Origin of the sequence: Enterococcus sp. ZJ1622 (assembly GCF_011038845.1) — a bacterium.
Taxonomy (GTDB): Bacteria; Bacillota; Bacilli; order Lactobacillales; family Enterococcaceae; genus Enterococcus_B.
Window position 1 is genome coordinate 128,396 of sequence record NZ_JAAKDW010000004.1, and the last position, 20,567, is coordinate 148,962.

Below are 20,567 nucleotides of genomic sequence, written 5' to 3' on the forward strand. Positions count from 1 at the left end.
AAAGAAGGAACAGTGAGGAGAGGCTAGAAAACTATCGAATCCTAGCCTCTTCTTGTTCCTGGATCTGACTTCATGTGCTAATTCAGATTTTCAGTGAGAAGCGAAACTTCATCAAAAAATGAATGGTTCTTATTGTCTCCTTGCTTAAAATCCAAATGAGCCAGCGTCTTGACGATCCCGCTCTGCTACAGTATCAGCATACTTGTTCAACTGTTGATTGATGCTTTCTAACAACTGCTCCATCTGTTTGACATTTCCTTCCAGCTGATTGTATTGCTCTAAATAGGCTTGGAAGGCTTGCCCTTTCCATTGTTGAGCGATCTGCTGGTTCATGGAATTGACCTTTCTGATCGCATCTTGGATTTGAGATGCTGCCTGCTGATAGACCTTCGCCTGTGATTTTAACTGTTCGGGTGTGACTGCAATTGCTCCTGCCATGTTTGTTCCTCCTAAGAAAAAGTTATTTTTGTTACGCGTACATCATAAACTATTTTTTGTCTCTGTGGTCAAAATGTAGCATTTACGAACATGTTGTGTCGTATACGACACGTTATTTTATTTTTATCTGCTTTGAGAGAATCTCACTCCTTTTACTTATATTTTTGTTTAAGAAAAAAGCGGTCAGTGATGTTTTTACTAAAAATCCCGTTTTTTCTGAACAAACACCTTTGATTTACTATAAATCTGATTATCTTAATTGCCGGGCTAATTCCCGATCACGGTCTACGATCTCATGGATTTTTGCTTTGATTTCCTGGATCAGTCCATCAAAGGATTCACCCATCTTTTTTGCTTTATCGATCCGCAGCTGATACATTTCTTTCGGGGAATCGACTAGATTTTCTCTGGTCGCCCCAACACTTGCCAACGCTTCCAATAGTTCCTGCTCATTCAACGCAGGCGCGACATAGCGAGCACGCTTCAGCCCTTCCCGCCAGTTTTCTTCCAAGGCTTCGATCCCGTCTTGATTGATCCGGATCACTCGTTCCATGGCACGTTTCATCGTCTGAGATAAATTTTCCGCGACCAGCAACGCTTGCGTATCCTCTAGATAGATCTTTTCATTACTGGACAATTGCCCGCCGCTAGCAGTGAAGGTTCTCCGTAAGATTTCCAGCTCTGAGATCCCTGCCGTAAATAAGGACATCGCTTGTGCTTCCTGCTGCTTCTGGCGAGCAAGTGCATTCGCTTCATGGTCGGGAACGATCAGTTGTCCTTCCTGATCGAATGTCCAGCCGCTCAGCGAATGATAAGCGAGCGGATTTTGAAAGCCCATGTTCATGCCGATTTTGATTTCAGCGCCAGTCCCATTGCCTCCGAAGTTGCCGATAAAATCGGCACGATTCCGGTAATTGGTGAGCATTCCGGGATTTTCTTCCACCCATTTCTTTGCTTCTGGCGATAAGAGTTCGTATGGGTCCGGCCCATTGAAGCCGACATTCTTCCATTGGTTTTCGCTCGCTACATAAAGTGCTAGAAATTCGCCTAACGAATGACCGGTAGTGGAGATCGTTGCCTGACTATATTTCTTTTGGACTTCCTCAGCAAAGGCTGCAGCGGCATCCACTTGTCCGGCTGTTTTCAATCCAGTGACATGAAGCAGCGTATTTGCCATCCTTTTTTCAAGATCGCTAGAAAAAGGCCGATTGCCGTAAAGATTCATGACACTTCGGACGTCTGTCTCCAAATCTTTGAGATCTGCTTGGTTGGTGCCGGCAAAAGCGATGACGACTTGGGAAATATCCACTTTGCCATGAATGATTGGGGCAACGGCCATCGCCTGCATACCGTTCGAAGAAGAATTTTCTTTGATTTTTAGGATTTTAAAATTATAACTACCAATTTTTTTAATAGAATTTTCCTTATAAGTAGGATCATAGTATTTATGTTTAGGATCTAACCAGTAAACAGCTTCACTAATAACACTATATTGTTCGTCTACTATCATTAAATATATTCCTCCTTATTATTAGAAAAAATTACTCTGATTTTATTTACTGTACTGCCCTCTTTTTGTATACTTTCATTTTCTACGCCATAATCTCCTAATTCATTTCGTTCTTTCCAAAAGCCGTACGTAAAATAAACAGATTCATTATGTTTATTTATCATTGTCACAAACATCCGATATGATCCCGTCATTTCATTTCGAGCAGATTTTTCAATCTTCACTTCCTTGATATCCGCAAAGGTATTTTTCAGAACTTTGACTGACTGCTTTTCTACTGCGAGTAAATCTTGTTGTTTTTGTGCTTCTCTTTTGTCCATATAGACTTTCCCTCCGATCCCTAAAGTGATTATCATCAAAATAGCTAAGCTGAGTTTCCTTATTTTTTTGGGCAAGGCCATGCCTCCTTTCTTTTTATGTACGGACGGACACTTTCATTATTTAAGTACGCGAAAATTCGCAGGAATTTTTTTGTTTTTGAAATTCTTATTCTCCACCTTGCCATGGATAATCGGGTCAACAGCCATCGCCTGCATGCCGTTCGAAGAAGAATTTTCTTTGATTTTTAGGATTTTAAATTCAACACCTGCAAAATCCCACTCACTATTAATTTTTAAATTAGGCTCATATTTTGAATGTTTAGGATCTAGCCAATAAGCCTTGTCACTTAACTCCCTATAGAATTCTTCAGTTATAGTCAAACTAGTTTCTCCTCTTTATTTGTATAAGTAACTTTTACTTTTTCTTTAGTGATCCCTTTTTTTTGTATGTTTCTATTTTCTATGCTATAACTCCCGATTTTGTTTTGCTCTTTCCAAAACGTATATGAGAAAGATACTGATTCGTTATTAATAGTTGTTAGCGTTATATACATTCCGTAAGAACCAGTTTTTTCATTTTTTCCTGCTTCATTAATCTTCACTTCCTTGATATCCGCAAAGGTGTTTTTCAGAACTTTGACTGACTGCTTCTCTACTGCGAGTAAATCTTGTTTTTTTTGCTCTTCTCTTTTGTCCATATAGACTTTCCCTCCGATCCCTAAAGTGATTATCATCAAAATGACTAAGCTGAGTTTCCTTATTTTCCGGGGCAAGGACATGCCTCCTTTCTTTTTATGTACATATGGATGTCTTCATTATTTAAGTACGCGAAAGCTTGCAGGAATTTTTTTATTTTTGAAATTTTTTCAAACCTTACACATCAAATGTTTCTTTCGTTCTTCTCATAAAAAAACAGAATATTACGCGTACATCATAAACTATTTTTTGTCTCTGTGATCAAAATGTAGCATTTACGAACATGTTGTGTCGTATACGACACGTTATTTTAATACTTGCATTTTTTTGTCCTTTATTTTCATTATTCCAAGACATTTTTCTGTATGAGATAACAAGCAGCATCCAAAAAGTTCCCCAACAAAAAAGCAGTTCACATCTCTCATAGAAAGAGGTGAACTGCTCCCGATCATTTCACTATATCTGATTCTTCCAATTCAAAGTCCAGTGCGTACATTTCTTCTACACACTGGATCAATTCATAGTTCATCTTGTAATGATGATGCGCGCCTAACTGTCGGCAAATAGCCAACGCTTGCTTTACTTTCGATTGCCCCTTTTTGTTTCCTTTGATCATTTCCCAGATCCCATTTAGAAATAAAAGAAGGTTTCGTTCAAAAAACAGATCTTCTTCCAAATGCACTTCTTTCAGTTTCGAGATATATTTCCAGACTAATCCCCGCTGGTGGTTTTGGATAAAATGAATGATCGCATTGACTAGCATTCGAAAAGTCTCTCGTTTTCCTTCCTGACTCGTCTGATACATAGTGATACTGAGCAGTGCTTTATCAAGCAGTAGATCGATAAAGATCGGATCAAAGGCATACATACAGTTGTTGAACAGAATCAATTCATAATGCGTCCATGTTTGTGCATCGATAAGATATTGATACACTTCATATTCTGTCACATCGATTTCTTCTTGCATCAATCGGGCAATCAGCAGTTTGCATAAGCTGACTAAATGTTTTTCTTTTTGCGTCATGTTTTCTTTTGCTTCACATAGTTCGATGATCCGCTGCAATTCGTTCGTATCTCGGCTCATAAATGCCAAGTCCATCTCTTTCATCATCTGCTTGCGTGAAGAGGTATCTGGAGGATAGTTGAAGATTCGTAATTCCTCATAGCCCATATTCAATCTCTGCAAAAAATAGGTGAGCTTGCTCACTGTCGTATCGGCATGGTTTTTTACAAACCGTTCATACACCGACCGGCTGACTTCTTCACCACATAATTCTGCAACGGACATTCCCTTTTGTTTCCTAACATATTCTATAATTTCCCAGACTTCCATATCATCGACTCCTTATGATATTGCTTGCATCATACATCTTGACACCATTTATTCGTACTTTCCAAGCTTGTTTTGATCGCTCCGCCGAATTTCGATTTCGTTAAAAGCAGACAAACTCTGATAGATGATCCTTTTCACACCACAGGTAAAACAAATCATCTGAGAAACTTACATGTTCTAATCATAGGCATCTATTGTTGTTTTGTCCTATTTCTTAAAAAAAATTAATCATAACCGTTGTTTTATTTTTAGTAAAAACCACTAATTAAAGAATAATACACACATAAATTATATTATATTTGTTATTTTAAATATAGCTGATCCCATTTTTTTAGATAAATAGCAAAAAAAGGGACTGTGACAAAATCTTGTCATAGCCCCTTTTCCCGAATAAACGGTGTTCCAGAAGTAGCTTCTTCGGAAATAAGCCGAAATTTCACAAAAATTTGAGAAGCAATTTTCGTAAATTCCTTCTTATTTCTTGAAGCTGACCACTTCTGTCACAACCTCTTTTTATCAAAATAGACTGATTTTACTTGCAATCAGTATTTTTTTGTTCCATTGAACGGCCCGCTGATAACGACTTTCCCTAGCATATGACCGGTTTCGACATCTTTGGTTGCTTGTTTCAGATTTTTTGCGTTGATCCCATCTGAATAGACTTTGCTTAAGGTGGTGCTGACGATACCCTGTTCTGCGAGAGACGCAATGAGTGTCAGCGCTTTTCCTTGTGTTTCGATTTCATAGCCATAATCCGTTTTAGCAAACATGTATTCCCAGTCGAAGCTGACTGATTTATTTTTCCAGATACCTATATCCAACGGTTCTTGGATCCCTACGATTGTCCCAACATGTCCGAATGGTTTGATAAGATGTTTGATCTGTTCAAAATAACGAGTGATATCAAACAATACGGCGATATAATCGACTTGTTCCACTCCTAATTCACGGAAACTTTTACCTAAATCTTGATGGTAGTCAATTGGATGATCTACGCCGGATTTTTTTAACCATTCGAAGTTTTCTGGGCTTGAAGTCGCATAGATCTCTAGTCCCGCCCAGTGCGCTAGCTGATTCAGGATCGAACCGACTCCACCGGCACCATTGATGACTAACAGGCTCTTTTTCTGATTGGCATTTTTTTCTGGGATCAGTCCGAATTTTTCGAATAACAATTCGTATGCCGTCAAAGCAGTCAATGGTAATGCAGCGGCTTCCTCATCCGTTAAATTTTTCGGAGCCAGTGCAACGATTCGTTCATCTATCAACTGATATTCTTGGTTGCTACCTGCTCTCGTCGTTGTACCTGCATAAAATACGCGATCACCAACTGAATAATTTTCGACGGCTTCTCCGAGTGCGACGACTTCCCCTACGCCGTCAAAGCCTAAGATACGAAGCTGGTTCCTTTTTTTCGTATCCTGGCGCAGCTTTGTATCTACCGGATTCACTGATACAGCTTTGACTTTTACTAATAGATCATGCTCGCTTGGTTTCGGCAGTTGTTCCTTTTCATCTATAAAACTGTGCGCTTCGTCAATAGGCAACCCTTCATAAAAACCGATCACTTTCATCATTTCATTTTCTGCCATCGTTCTCTTCCTCCTCCAGTGAATGTGTACATCGATCGAACTTGTCTCTATCTTAAATACGTTCTTACTTAAAGTAAACTATTTGTTCTCGCCACGCAAAAAAAGAACCAGCCCGTCCCCTTGCTGGATAACGTGCTGATCCTCAAAAAAAAATGATCATGATCAAAATAATTCGGCATGTTCCTGTTGAAATTCGTCCAATATCCCGCGAACTTCATCGGTCGATTTCGTATTCATCAATCGGACACGTAAATCATTGGCACCTGGGAACCCTTTGACATAGATCTTGAAGAATCGATGCAGCCCTGTGATCGAACGCGGGATGATCTCGGAATAATGATCCTGTAAGTCCAGCTGCAAGCGAAGCAGACCGATCAATTCTTTTTCTGTGTGTTCTTTCGGCTCTTTTTCAAATGCATAAGGATTCTTAAAGATGCCTCGTCCGATCATGATCCCATCCACGCCATATTTTTCAGCCAGTTCTTCGCCTGTCTGTCTGTCCGGGATATCCCCATTGATCGTGAGAAGGGTCTGCGGTGCGATCTGATCACGCAAAGCCTTGATTTTAGGGATGACTTCCCAATGTGCATCTACTTTGCTCATTTCTTTGCGTGTACGCAAATGGACAGAAAGATTTGCGATATCTTGCTTCAGCAGATGGCTGATCCAGTTTTCCATCTCAGACATCTCGGTATAGCCGATCCGGGTTTTCACACTCACCGGTAGACCGCCTGCTTTCGCTGCTTCGATCAGTTCAGCTGCTACTTCCGGACGAAGGATCAGTCCGCTTCCTTTTCCGCGTTCTGCTACATTAGGAACAGGGCAGCCCATATTGATATCGATCCCTTTAAAGCCCATTTCTGCCATGGCGATACTCATTTCTTTGAAAAATTCCGGTTTATCACCCCAGATATGAGCGACCATTGGCTGTTCATCTTCCGTAAATGTCAATCGTCCCCGTACGCTGTCTTTTCCGTCTGGGTGACAAAAACTGTCCGAGTTTGTAAATTCAGTGAAGAAAACATCTGGCGCTGCCGCATTTTTTACTACATGCCGAAACACAACGTCTGTGACATCTTCCATAGGTGCTAATACAAAAAAAGGCTTTGGCAGCTCTTTCCAAAAATTTGTTGTCATGCTATCCGTTACTCTCCATTCTATCAAGCAGTGAAGTCCCGATTTCCCTCAAAAACATTGTCATTATACTAGGAAACAAAAAAAGAAGCAAAGCGTACTGCTCGAAGACACTTCTTGTTAAGATAAAAAGAGGTTGTGAAAAAGCTGTCCTGCATCAAGTAATAAGAACAGCCAAACAAAAATAGTTCTCCATATTTTTCGTTTGGTTGGGCTTATTACCGCAGATGCAAGCTTTTGAACACCGTGTATAGAGGTTGTGACAACTACGTTCTGTTTTAAGGAATAAGGACACTGAACAGAAAATAGCTCCTCATATTTTCTTGTTCAGTGAACTTATTGCCGAGAAGCAGCAGTTGGAACACCGTTTATTCGAAAAAAAGAAGCTACGACAAGTCTTTTGTCACAGCTCCCTCTAAACTATTTTTTCAAAACCTCTTTAACTTCTCAATCCTCTTCCCCGATCAATCAGATACCAGCTGACGCCGTAAAGGACCAAGATGAAAAGAATGAGGATCGTCAATGAAGTGACGATCGGAACATCGATCGTCCCAAGAAACCCATAGCGGAAACCAGAGATCATGTAAACGATCGGATTGACCTTTGAAATAGCTTGCCAGATCGGTGGAAGCATCGAAATCGAATAAAATACCCCACCAAGATATGTCAGAGGCTGCAGTACAAATGTCGGCACGATCGACACATCATCATAAGACTGGGCAAAAATCCCGTTTAATAACCCTGCTAATGAAAATAAGATAGCTGTCATCAGCAACGTGATGATCACCATGAACCAGGAATAGACATGTAACGGGACGAAAAAGAGAGAAATGATCGTCACCAGTGAACCAACCAAGATACTGCGCCCGACACCGCCAATGACGAACCCCCAGATGATCACATGTGTCGGTACAGGAGCTACTAAGATCTCTTCGATGTTTTTCTGGAATTTCTGAGAGAAAAAGGAAGAAGAAACATTGGCATAGGAGCTAGTGATCGCAGACATCATGATCAATCCGGGCACGATAAATTCCATATAGGAGAAGCCGCCCATCTCCCCGATCCTTCCTCCGATCATCTTCCCGAAAATAACAAAATACAGAGAAGTTGTGATCACTGGTGGTACCAGTGTTTGGACCCAGATACGCAGATATCGGTTCGTTTCTTTGATCGCTAAGCTTTTTAAAGCAGTAAAATACAGGCTAAACATTTTTTTCCTCCACATGATGATTTTCTTCTGTGATTTTCAAGAACAGTTCTTCTAGACGATTGGACTTGTTCCGCATCGATAAGACTTTGATCCCTTGTTCCGAGAGCTGGTCGAATACCCCGTTCACTCCCTGATCCCGTTCGACCTCTACAGCGATCGTCTGCTCGTCTTCAAAGGTGCTTTTGTAGCCTTTGATTTCAGGTTTTCGATCGTAAGGAGCCAAGTCGAAGATAAATGTTTCAAATTGCAGTTTCGACAGAAGTTCCTTCATACTCGTGTTTTCGATCAGTTCACCAGACTGGATGATCCCGATGTTACGGCAAAGCATCTCTGCTTCTTCTAAATAATGGGTCGTCAATATGATCGTCGTCCCCTTTTCATTCAGCTCTCGCAGAAACTCCCACATTTCGCGTCTCAACTCGATATCCACACCTGCAGTCGGTTCATCTAAAATCAGTAAACGAGGCTCGTGCATCAATGCTCGGGCGATCATCAGTCGTCGCTTCATCCCGCCTGAAAGCATTCGTGCGCGTACATTCCGTTTTTCCCACAAGTTGGATTGCTTCAAATATTTCTCGCTTCGCTTCAATGCTTCTTTACGAGAAACTCCATAGTAACCCGCTTGGTTGACAACGATCTGCTGGACTGTTTCAAAAGGATTGAAATTGAATTCTTGCGGTACCAGCCCGATCTGCTGCTTCGCGCGTACTAGATCCTTATCCAGATCATAACCAAAAACGTTCACTTTCCCAGAAGTTTTATTGACCAGAGAAGTGATGATCCCGATCGTCGTGGATTTCCCAGCACCATTAGGACCCAATAGTGCGTAAAAATCACCTTCTTCTACAGTCAAGTCGATCCCGCGCAGTGCTTCGACCCCACTGCCGTAGACTTTTTTTAACTTATTTATTTCAAGCGCATTTGCCATTTACTACCTATCTCCTTATAGACATGATTCTTTATTGTATCATGGATCGCAGCAGATGAAAAAACAACTTGGCTTCAGCAGAAAATCTCCGATAAAAAGAAAGTCATCGATTGGGCGAAGACGGAGTACTTTTTAGAAAAAACAAATCGCAGTTCAAGAATTATTATCATAAGTACAACAAAAAGGGTGTGACAAAACTCTTGTCACATCCCTTTCTCAAACGAATATTTAAACTCACTTCGTTTCTCCCAATATATGCCACTGCCGCTTTTCATCAAATGACGCGGCTTCCGTTTTTGCTGTTTCCACTAAAGTATCTGGGTAACCCAAGACTTTCAGCAAAGCAATCGCATTTCGGGTTCTTGACGGTCCATGTTTCAATTTGAAATCGAAACTGATGCCTTTTTCTGCTGTAACTTGCTCTTCGAAATGGACATTCTCACAATGATTCTTCAAAATCTCTGTCAGTTCGATGTCATGTGTCGCTACAAACACTAAAGAAGGATAGTCAGATAACCATTTGACGACTGAGGCTGACGAAGCAATCCGTTCGATCGTATTCGTCCCTTTCAAGATCTCATCGATGAAGCAGTAGCAACGTTCTTTTGAAGCCACTTGATCCAGTAGACGTTTGATGGATTTGATCTCTGATACAAAGTAACTGTCCCCTTCGAATAGATCATCTTCGATCGCCATGGAAGTCAATACATGTCCAGCTTGCAGTGTAAATTCTTCGGCAACCGCTGTTTGGATTGTTTGCGCTAGGATACAGCTGATTGCGATACTTTTGACATAGGTGGATTTCCCTGATGCATTCGAGCCGGTCACTAAGGTGTTTTTTTGCCAATCGACTGGATTGACCACTGCTTCTCGTAATAACGGATGATAAACATCTTTCGCTGTCACACCGCCTTCGGTAAATTCCGGACGGCAAGTGATCGGCATATAGGTGCGATAATTCAAAACGGCAGCTGCAACTTCCAGTTCTCCCAGCAGTTCCCACAGTCTGATTGCTTCTTTTGAATGCTTTTCCAACTTGGTGAGAACGAAATGATACGAAATAAACGGCAGCATGAACATGATATTCACGTATTCGAAAATCAACTCTGCTTCACTTCCGCTTTTCATTCGAAAGGAAAAGCCGAATTGCGGGATCTTCGCCAACGGTTTTGTGTTTTGCTGTAATTCTTTCTGAAGTGGCGTAGCTAGTTTTGCCAGCTGGTTCGCTGTCGAAACCGTAGAGACGAGATAACTCATACTATTCAACTCGGTTTCTAAAGTCTGTTTTTTTATCTGATAATAGATCGTATTGAAAACTAAACTGCCGATCGCCAGATAGATCCCTATCACTTGTCCCAAAAGAAGCAAGCCTACTCCAAATAAGGGCAGCAAGCCCAATAACGTATACAAAGCGACATGCCCGATTTTCTTGCTCTGTCCATCGGCGAGATATTGCTTCGCAAAATTATGATCTTTTTTCCCTAAACGTGCAAATTGATATTGGATTTTTTCTCTCAGGTGAGGATTCTCCTGATAAAAAGCAATCAGTTTTTCTAACTGCTGGTCTTCACCAAAGTCAAAGCTTCTCAAACGCTGGTATAATGCTTCTGAGCCTACGCTAGAATAGGTGTGGTTGACGCCTTCGAACACTTCGAACATATCCAGATCATACCAAGTAAGATCGTCGATTTCGCTATCCCAAGAATGGAATCGTTTTTCTGTCAGCCAAGCTTCTTTCAAACTTTCTTCTTTATCGAACCGAGGCTGGTAAGGAAGCTTCCCCCATTTGTTCCGCACCGTTCGCTTCAACTTTTGTCGTGAGGCAATATCCAAAGCAATCAGTAAAACAATCGCTGAGAGGATCGCCAAGAGGATAAATTCTTTTGAACTCATAACTTTCTCCGTTCATACTACAGGATAATTCTAAGTATATCACTGAACGGACATTTGAAAAGGGCTTTCAAAAAAAGCAAGGACACTATTGAAGCAGAGATTTCGTCAAATCAAATTCACTGCGTTGTAAATATTGATCGCCAAAACTAGCAGGATCACTCCTTGAAAAACAAATGTTACTTTTTCAGAAGACAAGAATTTTGAGAGATAGGCCCCCAATACGCCGCCTAAAAGCGCTGCTGGAACAATATAAAGCAGCATCGATAAATCAAACTGAGCAAAACCGCTCCCTAGAAAAATCGACACCAGCTTAGCTAGCTGTGAAAAGAAGATCGTACAAATGGAATAAATCACTGCTTCTTTGATTTTGAAATGGAACATCAGCATCAGTAGCGATACATTGATCGGACCACCCCCGATCCCCAAAAAACTCGCTAAAAAGCCTAAGATCAGCCCGCACACAAGATAACTGAAAAATGAAGACAGCTGGAACCCTTTCCAAATATTCCTTGTATAAAGAAAGGCAAAGATCAGCGATGCGATCGTGAGAATGATCTGCAGGAATTGGACAGTTGTCTCATCATCAAAAAAACGCAGCAGCTGCTCAAATAGAAGATTCCCCACGATCCCACCTGCGATTGCTCCAGAAGAGACCCACAACACAATATCAAATCTGATTTTCTGACCGCTCTTCAGCTGACGCACAGTCGAAGAAATAGACATCGTGAATACAGCAACTGTCGAATAAAACGAAATAGCCGCAACAGAATGGTAACCGATAAAGTCCAGTACCGGTTTGATGATCACACCACCTCCCATTCCAGAAACCGCCCCGATCGTATTGGCCGCGATGATCACCAAAAAGTAAAGAATACCGATCATTTCATCCCTCCTTCTACCTAGAAACATATTATCTGCTAAAATTCTATTCCTCGTATTCTTCTTCGTCTGTTTCCTCAGCCAGTACCAGTTTTTCTACTGCATTTCTGCCGACCGTTTCTAGATGGCTAGCTAAGGATGCCGAACTCGTAAGCGGTGAAAGAGCCGCTTCGATCAGCATCGCCAGATTCAATCCGGAAACGACATTCAGATTCGGATAGCTGCCTAGCTTCATCAAGCCGTATTCCCTGGCGTACCGCCTTTCAGATCGATCAAGATCACGATTTCCGTTTGCAGATCGAACGTTGCTAAAACTGCCTCTAATTTATCCATCGTTCCTGAAAGACCGTCATCTTCCTTCATCGAGATGACAAAGACATTCTCCATTTCTCCCACGATCATTTTGGCAGAATTCACTGTTTCTGCGGCCATGTTCCCGTGACTCATTACAATCATAACTGGTCTCATATCTGTTCCTCCTTAAAAAATTCACGATACAATGCGTACCGTTCTTCCATGAAATATGGGGTATCGCGGGTAGGATAGACCCGATTCGTCAATAAGATCAATGCTCTCTTCTGTTTCAAATCGATCCCGATCGATGTCCCTGTGAATCCCGTGTGATAGATGATCGTTTCTCCAAATGGTTTTTCCCATCCCAATGTACGTTTCTGGTAAGTTTGTAAGAGCTGATTGCGTACCGCTCCAGTAAAAAGGAGCGATTGCTCTTGCTCTCCCATCATTGCTTTCGTAAATGCAGTAAGGTCTTCCAGTGTAGAAAACAGCCCCGCATGACCTGCCGGACGCCCCAATCGAAAAGCTTTGGAATCGTGGACTACACCTAAAATCAGCCCTCTTTCTTCCGTCGATTCTGTAGGAACGACCCGATTTAGTGCTTTTGGGAAATACGTCGTGTCTTTCATCCCTAGTGGCCTGAAAATATATCGCTGAAAAGATCGTTCCAAATCGGTGCCGTCTATTGCTTCAATGACCATTCCTAACAAAAGATAGCCTATATCAGAATAGTTGACCTTTTTTGTCTGGGCTGGCTGCTCGTACGTCTCAAAAAACTGCATGAGCATTCGAGACGAAAAACGAGATTTATCAGAAAAATCCGCCGGCAGACCGCTTCGATGCAACAATAGATCCTCGATCGTCATGGTGAGCTGGGGAAATCGCGGGAGAACCTCTGCTACCTGAGTCAAAAGGGTTAATTGATGGGATTGGGTGAATTGCAGGATCCTAGTCGTCGTCCCGATGACCTTAGTCAAAGAAGCTAGATCATAGATAGCGTCCTTCGAAACAGCTTGCTCGGAAAAAGGCGGGATCTTCCCCATTTTCCCGAGAGAATAGTTCCTGGCTTGTTTGTCGATCACCGCTGCTGAAAGACCTGCGATCCCTGTTTTCTCAATCAATGCATGCAATCTTTTTTCCATTTTAGTTCCTGATGATGTGGTCATTGTTTTCCCGCAGATAAGTTTCCGCAGATTCTCGATCCAGTTTCTGCTCATACATGACGATCGCCACATTCACTTTCTTTCCCGCATCCTCGAATAAAGCTGCTGCCGCTGACTTGTCGATCTCTAATGCTTGGGTAAGGATCGAGATGGATCGTTCCATCAATTTGCGGTTCGTTGCCTGGACATTCACCATCAGATTCTGATAGACTTTCCCACTCTTGATCATGATACCTGTAGATAACATATTAAGGATCATTTTCTGCGCCGTTCCGGCTTTCATTCGTGTCGATCCGGTGATCACTTCTGGGCCCACGACGGCTTCGATCGCCACTTGTGCTTCTTGTGACATCACATTGTTCGCCGTACAAGTGATCGAAATCGTCAACGCCCCCACTTTATTGCCATAGGCTAAGGCAGCTAAAGCGTAAGGAGTCCTGCCGCTTGCTGCGATCGCGATAAGAACATCTGATTTATCCAAGTTCACTTTCTCTAGATCGCTGACAGCTAATTCTTCGGAATCTTCTGCTCCTTCTATAGCTGTGTACATGGCTTCTGCTCCGCCTGCCAAGATCCCGAAAGCACGTTCTGGCGGCACGCCATAGGTCGGTGTCAATTCGATAGCATCCAATGCCCCTAACCTACCAGATGTTCCTGCCCCAATATAGATCAGTCGTCCTCCGTTATTGAAACGTGTGGCTGCTTGTTCGATCGCTGCTGCTATATTCGAAAGCGCGTTTTCGACAGCCAAGGCCACTTTCTTGTCTTCTCCATTCATGACTTCGACCATCTCTGATGCAGACATTTGATCGATATGCAAACTGTTTTCGTTACGCTGTTCCGTTGATAATTTCGTCATTTCCATTGGCTATTCTTCCTTTAATGGACTAATCCAGTTTTTTGTCGTAATCATGTTCTCTGTGATCTCTTCATCGATCGTTTCTTGGATCACCCCTAAATATAAAGCCGTTCCCACGATCATCGATGAATACATGGATGAAATCGCCCCGACGCGCAATAGATGTTCATTTCCCGGCACGAGAAGGACTTCATCTGCTAGATCTTTTATTTTCGGTCCGTCATTTCGCGTGATGACGATCAGAGGGACCTTGTTTTCTTTCGCATATTCACAAGCCAATAAAACTTCTTTCGTATGGCCGCTGTAAGTAACCGCAATCACCACGTCATCGGTTGTGGCATAACTCAACATCTCCAAACCGATATGCACATCAAATACATAAGAAGCACGTCTTCCTGCACGATTGAATTTGTGGAAAAGATCATAGGAAACCAACGAGCTCGCGCCTATCCCGAATAGATAGATATTCTGTGCCCTTTTTACATGATCGATCGCTGCTTGCAGTGCTTTTCGATCGATCGTTGAAAAAACATCTGTAGCTGTGTCTTTGATTAATGTCTCTACTTTTTCACATAACACGTCTAGCGTATCCTCTGCAGAAACGATGGGATCGATTTGTCGCTCATTGGCTTTCAATGCCTGATCAGTCGATAACTGGACCTTCATTTCGTCAAGTCCGTCATAACCGATCGTTTTGACAAAGCGGATGACTGTCGCAGAAGAGACGCCGGAAGCTTCTCCGATCTCAGAAGCCGTTTGCCTGATCACCTCTTCTGGAAAATGCAAGATGTGATCAGCGATTTTCCGATGTGCTTTTGATAATGATGTATAAACTTTTCTAATTTGCGGTAAAACTTCCATTTTATCTCCTTCTTCTCTTACAAAAATGATGTGATCGATTCAGCTGATTCTGACGGGATCATCTGTGCTGTGATCTTGATCCCTTGATCTGTCAGGCGTTTGAGCAAATCGACCTCTTCTTGGGTCACAGCCACCGATTTTTTGATTGGCTTGCTGCCTTCTTTTGCGGACACGTTGCCCACATTGAACGCCTGTAGCGGGACTCCCGCATCGATCAGCGCACCCATGTCCTCGATCGTCTTTGTGATCAAAAAGACTTTTTCGTCTTCATATTTTCCGTTCAGAATATTCTCTGCTGCTTTTCGCTTAGACAGAATAGACAATTTCACGCCAACCGGTTTTGCCATTTTCAATGCGCCGATCTGCAGTTGATCTTTGACCGTCTGATCATTTACTACCATGATCCGCTGTGCGCCTAAAGAATTGGTCCAGACAGTCGCCACCTGGCCATGGATCAAACGTTCGTCGACTCGTGCATGTATGATACTCATTTTTCTTCCCCCTAAATGAATTGACTGACCCAAGTCAAAATCGCTTGTAGATTTCCAAGGATCATCCCTAATAAAATCAAAACAAAAATCAATCGTGTAGAATTCATTTTCTTTTTACCTAGTAGCCAGTAAGACAAGAACACGATCCCTAGAGGCACTAGACCTGGCAGGATCTTATCCAGCATTTCTTGGACTGATAAGGAAACTTCGCCCATTTTATAAGTCAGATCCAGTTTATATGTGATAACAGAGGGGATCAATCCACCCACCACTGTCAGTCCTAAGATCGCCGCAGCTTCTGTAAACAGTTTCATTTTATCCGCAAATTCCGTCGCGATTTTTTTCCCTTGTGCGTACCCGATATAGATGAATTTATAACGGATCCACATGACCACGGCTCCCATAATCAAGGGTATCAAAAGCCCGAGGACTTGACCAGCTTGAGCCATGTAAGCTGCGATAGAAAAAACGATCGCTCGATAAATGGCGATGAACACCGTATCGCCGACTCCTGCAAATGGGCCCATCAATCCGGTCTTCAGCCCCGTAATCGCTTCTGGATCAGCCATCCCGAACTCTTCTTCCAACCCTGCATCTGCCCCAACGATCAGACTAGACATTGCCGGAGTAGTGTTGAAGAAACCAAGATGTGTCTTCAAGGCGATCCTCATTTTTTCCTTGTCATCTGAATAAAGTCTTTTCAACACTGGCATGATGGAATAGGCATAACCGAGCCCTTGCATTTTTTCGTAATTCCATCCCCATTGAAAACCGAATAGATTGCGTACATACATCTTATTGATATCTTGCTTCGTCAGTTTTTTAGTCATCGATCTCAATCTCCTCATCGTCTTCATAAGCCACATTCCCTGTGTTTGAAGCTACAATCGGCGTCTGCTGGTGATTCATGACATACATAGCAGCCAAAGCAACCCCAACTAGAGCCACCCCTAATACTGAAAAGAACTCTGCCCCGAAAGCCAGTAGAACAAAGCCAATCAGGAAATACGGCCAATATTTCTTGATCGGTAGATAACGCATCAGAATGGCGATCCCCATTGCTGGCAAAATCGCTCCAGAGGCTTTCAACCCAGTCATGATCCATTCAGGAATCATCTCATTGATCACATTGACCACTTGTTCGCCGAAGAATAAACCGATGAATACCGGAATGACCCGAGAGATCGTCCAAGGAAAAATCCCTAAGACATTGCATCGCTCCACTCCTTTATAATCTCCTGCTTCCGCGTAACGATCTGCTTTGTGTTGGAAAAATGTATTCGTCATACGTCCCAAGATATCCAATTGCGTCAGCAGCAAGCCGATCGGCACCGCCACACCGATCCCGTATTCTACCCCCTTTCCTGAAAGTATCGCGTACGCCGTCCCCATAATCGCTCCCGATAAAAAATCCGGTACAGTTGCACCGCCATATGTTGCGACCCCCAAAGTCATCAGCTGCAACGTTGCACCGATCATCAACCCGGTTTTTAGATCCCCCATCACCAAACCCGTGAAAGCAGCAGCAAAAAGCGGCGTATATGGTCCAACTTGCACAGAAATCTGATCCAAAACACCTAAAACCGTAAACGCACATAAAACCAAAATAATACCTAACGATAAATGCATGTGTGTTTCCTCCTCCTAGAAAATGAATGCGCTATCAAATACAACGTAATCATACACCCAAAGAAGCCAAATTACAATACTATATTTTTTTATCTATTTATGAAATATCGTTACAAAAAAGAGTGAGGAAATACAAATACCAAAAACCACTGCCCACAATAATGGAGAGTAGTTTTTGGTATTTGTATATTGATGAAAATATAATTTAGAGTTAGCTTGCCAATAGCTCTTCTTTTCTCTCTTCTAAAATATCAATACTCCGATCTTTATTTACATGATACTCTATATAATTTTTATAGTTAGTTTTCAACTTACGGTTATATGTTTCTACAAACATCTTTAGAATTCTTTTTTCATCTCTTATACCGATGATTTTATTTTTTGTATCTTCTAAATTAGTACGTTCAATAAAATTTTGAAGATTAAATTTTTTTACTGTGTAGATACAAAAAAAAGCAGCAAAGACTCCTGTAGTGCTTCGTATTTGAGTTTTGTATATAAACTCTTTAAAATCATTTAAACAAACGATAAATCCTTCATAATTGATGAATTTAAATTTTCCAGTTTTCACTTTTTCTAATGAATTATGAGATTTTTTTAGATATCCTTCAGCGGCTGTACACATATCTGTTAACGAGATGTACTTATGGTTCTGTATCAATTGATCGATCCAAATATAGTGGACTAGCCCATCCTCTTTATATTTATGAATATAATCTTCAAGTTTCCAACGATTTGTTGCATTATTTAAATCAATGATATCCTCCATACTTTTTGATGTACTCACATAATAAGGTAGAGGGATACTATGCTTTTTAGCTATTGTATAACGATGTTGCCTATCTAGAATTTCCATATTACTATTAACAACTATCGGTCTTAAAACACCTTTTTCTTTAATCGATGCTTCCAATCTCATATTTGCAGTTACTTTTCGGTTTCCTTTAATTAATTTGAACTGATCATATTCACTTGCTAAATAGATATCCCTAAAAATTGAATCCATTTTTTCATCCTTTCATATTTAGTAAAATGATATTTCTACTAGATTTGATAACTGGTTTGCTTTTCTTACTAATAAAATATTCTATTGCTAATTTCGATTCTTCTTTCAAACCACGATTATGTGCTTCAAGAAAAATTTCGACTACAACATCTATATTAGTATTACTATTTACATTTTGCACTTTATTGATGATCCCATTCACCAAACGTTCAAAATCAAATATTTCAGTAGTATAAAGATTAAAAAAAGCAAAAAAAGTATATTGTCCTCCTTTGATACCTGTTTTTGAAAGAAATAAATTATAGTCTTTTAGAAATAAACAAAAAGTTTCATAATTGTAAAAAGAAAAATGACCTTCTCTAATATTCTTGGTTGTTCTTGCATTTAAGTTCAAATTCCCCTCTCCAGCTGAAGCTAATGAAGATAATGGAATTTTTTTATACTGATTAGTTAATTTTTTTAACTGAATATATTCTAGATTTCCATCCAAACAATATTTGTTCACATAATTCATTATGGTCCACGCCTTAGTGGTTGAATTAAGATCTATCACTTCCTCAATACCTACACCTTCCAATATTCTATAGGGGATAGGCTTATTCATTTTTTTAGCTAGTTCAAAGCGATTTTGCCCATCTAAAATTTCAAAATGCTCATTAACTTCTATAGGAATCAGTATTCCACTTTTCTTTATTGATTTTTCTAATCCCATATTTCTTCTCAATTCACGATTCCCACGTAATTTTCTAAATCTTGTATAATCATTAGTAATAAGAATTTTCCCGACTGATTTGCTCACTTACAGTTCTCCTTTATTTACAATAATAAAAAATTTGTATAAATCCGATTACATTTTTTAGTTTCATCTTAGTATTTTCGATTTTTCACACACATTTGATCTTTGTTACTTAATAAAAAATACAACTTTTTATAACAAAAAATATATCATGCTTTTAAAACGCAAAGATACGTCAATTTTTCCCTATAAATATGGAAAAATTGACGTAATCATTCTATTTCGTAACCATTATGATAAATATAACAAAAATTTAACTATTTTTTGTAAATATTAAGTGTTAAAAATAACGCACATATTTACTCGGTTCATTATGTCAGCTTTTAAGGCGAGAGGATAGCTGGTATTTTGTTGCTCGCCCTTGTCCGATTTTTTCAATTTTCTTTTCTAATTGCAATTCTATTAACGCACGTTCAATTGTCCGACGGCTAATAACTGGTAATAATATTTCTAAATCAGCCCGACTAAGCGGTTCGAACGATCTTTCTAATTCCTCTATTAGCATTTCAGCTGGTGTTGCGTCGCGATTGATTACCACTTCAAAACGTTCTGAAAATTCTTCATAAGTTCGTAAAATAATACCCAACAGATAGCGAACGAAAGGCGTATAATCTTGCTCATTTTCTAGCCAGCCAACAGAACTTGCTTGTAACGCCTCATAGTAGGTTTGTTTCGATTTTTCAACTAGCATTTCAATACTGATATATTTACCCACTAAATACCCTGATTTATATAACAGTAACAGTGTTAACAAACGAGACATCCGACCATTCCCGTCACTAAATGGATGAATTGATAGAAAATCTAAAATAAAACAAGGAATCAGTAACAGTGGATCAATCTCCGATTTCTGAACTGCTAGGTTATATTGTCGGCATAATTCATCTACTAATTCCGGCGTCAAATAAGCTGGAGCTGGTACAAAACGAACTCGTTCATTCCCATCCGCATCCTTTTCAGTAATGACGTTATCCCCAATTTTAAATTTTCCCTTATAGCTTTTAGCAGAATAATTATAAAGATTTTTGTGTAACGTTAAAATATCATTCGGTACAATATTGATGTACTCGTAACTGTCATGTATCAGCTTCAAAACATCACGATAACCTGCAATTTCTTCTTCATCTCGATTGCGTGGTTTGACTTTTTCTTCCACGATTTGCTTTAAACGGCCGTCCGTAGTTGCAATTCCTTCGATTTTATTCGAGGCCTCTGTACTTTGGATTAACGCTAAATCTGTCAGTTTACTTAAAATTTCTGGTTTTGTTGTGATATACAACTCTTGTTTTCCTTTATATTCATGAATCTTTGTCAACATATTTAATAAATCATGAGTAATTGACAGTTTTTCTAACTTTTGATAATTGAATTCTTTCACCGCCACCCACCTCTTTTCTCCGCCATTTTATACCATTTGGCGGAGAAAAACAAATGATGGCGGAGAAAAAAGACACTTCCAACATAGGAAGTGCCTTGAAATGATGCAATTGAGCGATATTCATAAACAAATAAATTAAGCAATACTAGATAAGGCA

23 protein-coding genes are annotated in these 20,567 nt (G+C 40.5%); all 23 read right to left on the reverse strand.

The features are described 5' to 3' along the window. Window positions 1-144: 144 nt before the first annotated feature. Window positions 145-438: a WXG100 family type VII secretion target gene (locus G7Y42_RS05195; protein WP_002310516.1), complete on the reverse strand. Its 294-nt coding sequence runs from the start codon at window positions 436-438 to the stop codon at window positions 145-147. A gap of 250 nt (window positions 439-688) precedes the next feature. Continuing rightward, window positions 689-1,948, reverse strand: a complete 1,260-nt coding sequence (locus G7Y42_RS05200) for a lipase (RefSeq protein ID WP_165005106.1) — start codon at window positions 1,946-1,948, stop codon at window positions 689-691. Continuing rightward, window positions 1,948-2,343 (reverse strand): hypothetical protein, encoded by a 396-nt coding sequence (locus G7Y42_RS05205; RefSeq protein ID WP_165005105.1) that lies wholly within the window; start codon window positions 2,341-2,343, stop codon window positions 1,948-1,950. The genes G7Y42_RS05200 and G7Y42_RS05205 overlap by 1 nt, the downstream gene beginning before the upstream one ends. Before the next feature lie 42 nt (window positions 2,344-2,385). Then, window positions 2,386-2,649 (reverse strand): hypothetical protein, encoded by a 264-nt coding sequence (locus tag G7Y42_RS05210; protein WP_165005103.1) that lies wholly within the window; start codon window positions 2,647-2,649, stop codon window positions 2,386-2,388. Beyond that, window positions 2,646-3,041, reverse strand: coding sequence for a hypothetical protein (locus G7Y42_RS05215; protein ID WP_165005101.1), 396 nt, complete (start codon window positions 3,039-3,041; stop codon window positions 2,646-2,648). Before G7Y42_RS05215 ends, G7Y42_RS05210 begins: the two co-directional genes overlap by 4 nt. A gap of 371 nt (window positions 3,042-3,412) precedes the next feature. Then, window positions 3,413-4,297 carry an Rgg/GadR/MutR family transcriptional regulator gene (locus G7Y42_RS05220; protein ID WP_165005099.1) on the reverse strand — a complete coding sequence of 295 codons (885 nt, stop codon included), beginning with the start codon at window positions 4,295-4,297 and terminating at the stop codon, window positions 3,413-3,415. 542 nt (window positions 4,298-4,839) lie between these two features. Continuing rightward, window positions 4,840-5,889 (reverse strand): zinc-binding alcohol dehydrogenase family protein, encoded by a 1,050-nt coding sequence (locus G7Y42_RS05225; RefSeq protein WP_165005097.1) that lies wholly within the window; start codon window positions 5,887-5,889, stop codon window positions 4,840-4,842. Between the two features lie 162 nt (window positions 5,890-6,051). Beyond that, window positions 6,052-7,026, reverse strand: coding sequence for a tRNA-dihydrouridine synthase (locus G7Y42_RS05230; RefSeq protein WP_165005095.1), 975 nt, complete (start codon window positions 7,024-7,026; stop codon window positions 6,052-6,054). 436 nt (window positions 7,027-7,462) lie between these two features. After that, window positions 7,463-8,233, reverse strand: a complete 771-nt coding sequence (locus tag G7Y42_RS05235; protein ID WP_165005093.1) for an ABC transporter permease — start codon at window positions 8,231-8,233, stop codon at window positions 7,463-7,465. Continuing rightward, window positions 8,226-9,161, reverse strand: a complete 936-nt coding sequence (locus G7Y42_RS05240) for an ABC transporter ATP-binding protein (protein ID WP_165005091.1) — start codon at window positions 9,159-9,161, stop codon at window positions 8,226-8,228. Before G7Y42_RS05240 ends, G7Y42_RS05235 begins: the two co-directional genes overlap by 8 nt. Window positions 9,162-9,395: 234 nt before the next feature. After that, a complete protein-coding gene (locus G7Y42_RS05245) occupies window positions 9,396-11,054 on the reverse strand; it encodes a DNA mismatch repair protein MutS (protein ID WP_165005089.1) in 1,659 nt (552 codons plus the stop codon). A 105-nt stretch (window positions 11,055-11,159) separates the two neighbouring features. Next, the gene (locus G7Y42_RS05250) at window positions 11,160-11,936 is read right to left on the reverse strand and encodes a sulfite exporter TauE/SafE family protein (protein WP_165005087.1); all 777 of its coding nucleotides are present in this window, start codon (window positions 11,934-11,936) and stop codon (window positions 11,160-11,162) included. A 43-nt stretch (window positions 11,937-11,979) separates the two neighbouring features. Continuing rightward, a complete protein-coding gene (locus tag G7Y42_RS14965; RefSeq protein WP_241161909.1) occupies window positions 11,980-12,168 on the reverse strand; it encodes a hypothetical protein in 189 nt (62 codons plus the stop codon). Then, the gene (locus G7Y42_RS14970; RefSeq protein ID WP_241161910.1) at window positions 12,168-12,401 is read right to left on the reverse strand and encodes a hypothetical protein; all 234 of its coding nucleotides are present in this window, start codon (window positions 12,399-12,401) and stop codon (window positions 12,168-12,170) included. The genes G7Y42_RS14965 and G7Y42_RS14970 overlap by 1 nt, the downstream gene beginning before the upstream one ends. Next, window positions 12,398-13,369: a beta-lactamase family protein gene (locus tag G7Y42_RS05260; RefSeq protein ID WP_241161911.1), complete on the reverse strand. Its 972-nt coding sequence runs from the start codon at window positions 13,367-13,369 to the stop codon at window positions 12,398-12,400. The genes G7Y42_RS14970 and G7Y42_RS05260 overlap by 4 nt, the downstream gene beginning before the upstream one ends. Before the next feature lies 1 nt (window position 13,370). Then, a complete protein-coding gene (gene murQ, locus G7Y42_RS05265) occupies window positions 13,371-14,255 on the reverse strand; it encodes an N-acetylmuramic acid 6-phosphate etherase (RefSeq protein WP_165005083.1) in 885 nt (294 codons plus the stop codon). 3 nt (window positions 14,256-14,258) lie between these two features. Further along, window positions 14,259-15,110: a MurR/RpiR family transcriptional regulator gene (locus G7Y42_RS05270; RefSeq protein WP_165005081.1), complete on the reverse strand. Its 852-nt coding sequence runs from the start codon at window positions 15,108-15,110 to the stop codon at window positions 14,259-14,261. A 17-nt stretch (window positions 15,111-15,127) separates the two neighbouring features. Further along, window positions 15,128-15,601: a PTS sugar transporter subunit IIB gene (locus tag G7Y42_RS05275; RefSeq protein ID WP_165005079.1), complete on the reverse strand. Its 474-nt coding sequence runs from the start codon at window positions 15,599-15,601 to the stop codon at window positions 15,128-15,130. Between the two features lie 11 nt (window positions 15,602-15,612). Beyond that, window positions 15,613-16,431: a PTS system mannose/fructose/sorbose family transporter subunit IID gene (locus tag G7Y42_RS05280; RefSeq protein WP_165005077.1), complete on the reverse strand. Its 819-nt coding sequence runs from the start codon at window positions 16,429-16,431 to the stop codon at window positions 15,613-15,615. After that, window positions 16,424-17,230: a PTS sugar transporter subunit IIC gene (locus tag G7Y42_RS05285; protein ID WP_165005075.1), complete on the reverse strand. Its 807-nt coding sequence runs from the start codon at window positions 17,228-17,230 to the stop codon at window positions 16,424-16,426. The genes G7Y42_RS05280 and G7Y42_RS05285 overlap by 8 nt, the downstream gene beginning before the upstream one ends. A 211-nt stretch (window positions 17,231-17,441) precedes the next feature. Beyond that, entirely contained in the window at window positions 17,442-18,236 is a 795-nt protein-coding gene (locus G7Y42_RS05290) for a ParB N-terminal domain-containing protein (RefSeq protein ID WP_165005073.1), read from the reverse strand. Between the two features lie 4 nt (window positions 18,237-18,240). Continuing rightward, a complete protein-coding gene (locus G7Y42_RS05295; protein WP_165005071.1) occupies window positions 18,241-19,035 on the reverse strand; it encodes a ParB N-terminal domain-containing protein in 795 nt (264 codons plus the stop codon). 313 nt (window positions 19,036-19,348) lie between these two features. Further along, window positions 19,349-20,410: a Fic family protein gene (locus tag G7Y42_RS05300; RefSeq protein WP_165005069.1), complete on the reverse strand. Its 1,062-nt coding sequence runs from the start codon at window positions 20,408-20,410 to the stop codon at window positions 19,349-19,351. Between the last annotated feature and the right edge of the window lie 157 nt (window positions 20,411-20,567).

What these genes read in the sequence shown, in the direction of transcription:
- G7Y42_RS05195 (WP_002310516.1), bottom strand. Translation starts at nt 438, where the DNA reads ATGGCAGGAGCAATTGCAGTCACACCCGAACAGTTAAAATCACAGGCG.
- G7Y42_RS05200 (WP_165005106.1), bottom strand. Translation starts at nt 1,948, where the DNA reads ATGATAGTAGACGAACAATATAGTGTTATTAGTGAAGCTGTTTACTGG.
- G7Y42_RS05220 (WP_165005099.1), bottom strand. Translation starts at nt 4,297, where the DNA reads ATGGAAGTCTGGGAAATTATAGAATATGTTAGGAAACAAAAGGGAATG.
- G7Y42_RS05225 (WP_165005097.1), bottom strand. Translation starts at nt 5,889, where the DNA reads ATGGCAGAAAATGAAATGATGAAAGTGATCGGTTTTTATGAAGGGTTG.
- G7Y42_RS05230 (WP_165005095.1), bottom strand. Translation starts at nt 7,026, where the DNA reads ATGACAACAAATTTTTGGAAAGAGCTGCCAAAGCCTTTTTTTGTATTA.
- G7Y42_RS05235 (WP_165005093.1), bottom strand. Translation starts at nt 8,233, where the DNA reads ATGTTTAGCCTGTATTTTACTGCTTTAAAAAGCTTAGCGATCAAAGAA.
- G7Y42_RS05240 (WP_165005091.1), bottom strand. Translation starts at nt 9,161, where the DNA reads ATGGCAAATGCGCTTGAAATAAATAAGTTAAAAAAAGTCTACGGCAGT.
- G7Y42_RS05245 (WP_165005089.1), bottom strand. Translation starts at nt 11,054, where the DNA reads ATGAGTTCAAAAGAATTTATCCTCTTGGCGATCCTCTCAGCGATTGTT.
- G7Y42_RS05250 (WP_165005087.1), bottom strand. Translation starts at nt 11,936, where the DNA reads ATGATCGGTATTCTTTACTTTTTGGTGATCATCGCGGCCAATACGATC.
- G7Y42_RS14965 (WP_241161909.1), bottom strand. Translation starts at nt 12,168, where the DNA reads ATGAAGCTAGGCAGCTATCCGAATCTGAATGTCGTTTCCGGATTGAAT.
- G7Y42_RS14970 (WP_241161910.1), bottom strand. Translation starts at nt 12,401, where the DNA reads ATGAGACCAGTTATGATTGTAATGAGTCACGGGAACATGGCCGCAGAA.
- G7Y42_RS05260 (WP_241161911.1), bottom strand. Translation starts at nt 13,369, where the DNA reads ATGGAAAAAAGATTGCATGCATTGATTGAGAAAACAGGGATCGCAGGT.
- murQ (WP_165005083.1), bottom strand. Translation starts at nt 14,255, where the DNA reads ATGGAAATGACGAAATTATCAACGGAACAGCGTAACGAAAACAGTTTG.
- G7Y42_RS05270 (WP_165005081.1), bottom strand. Translation starts at nt 15,110, where the DNA reads ATGGAAGTTTTACCGCAAATTAGAAAAGTTTATACATCATTATCAAAA.
- G7Y42_RS05275 (WP_165005079.1), bottom strand. Translation starts at nt 15,601, where the DNA reads ATGAGTATCATACATGCACGAGTCGACGAACGTTTGATCCATGGCCAG.
- G7Y42_RS05280 (WP_165005077.1), bottom strand. Translation starts at nt 16,431, where the DNA reads ATGACTAAAAAACTGACGAAGCAAGATATCAATAAGATGTATGTACGC.
- G7Y42_RS05285 (WP_165005075.1), bottom strand. Translation starts at nt 17,230, where the DNA reads ATGCATTTATCGTTAGGTATTATTTTGGTTTTATGTGCGTTTACGGTT.
- G7Y42_RS05290 (WP_165005073.1), bottom strand. Translation starts at nt 18,236, where the DNA reads ATGGATTCAATTTTTAGGGATATCTATTTAGCAAGTGAATATGATCAG.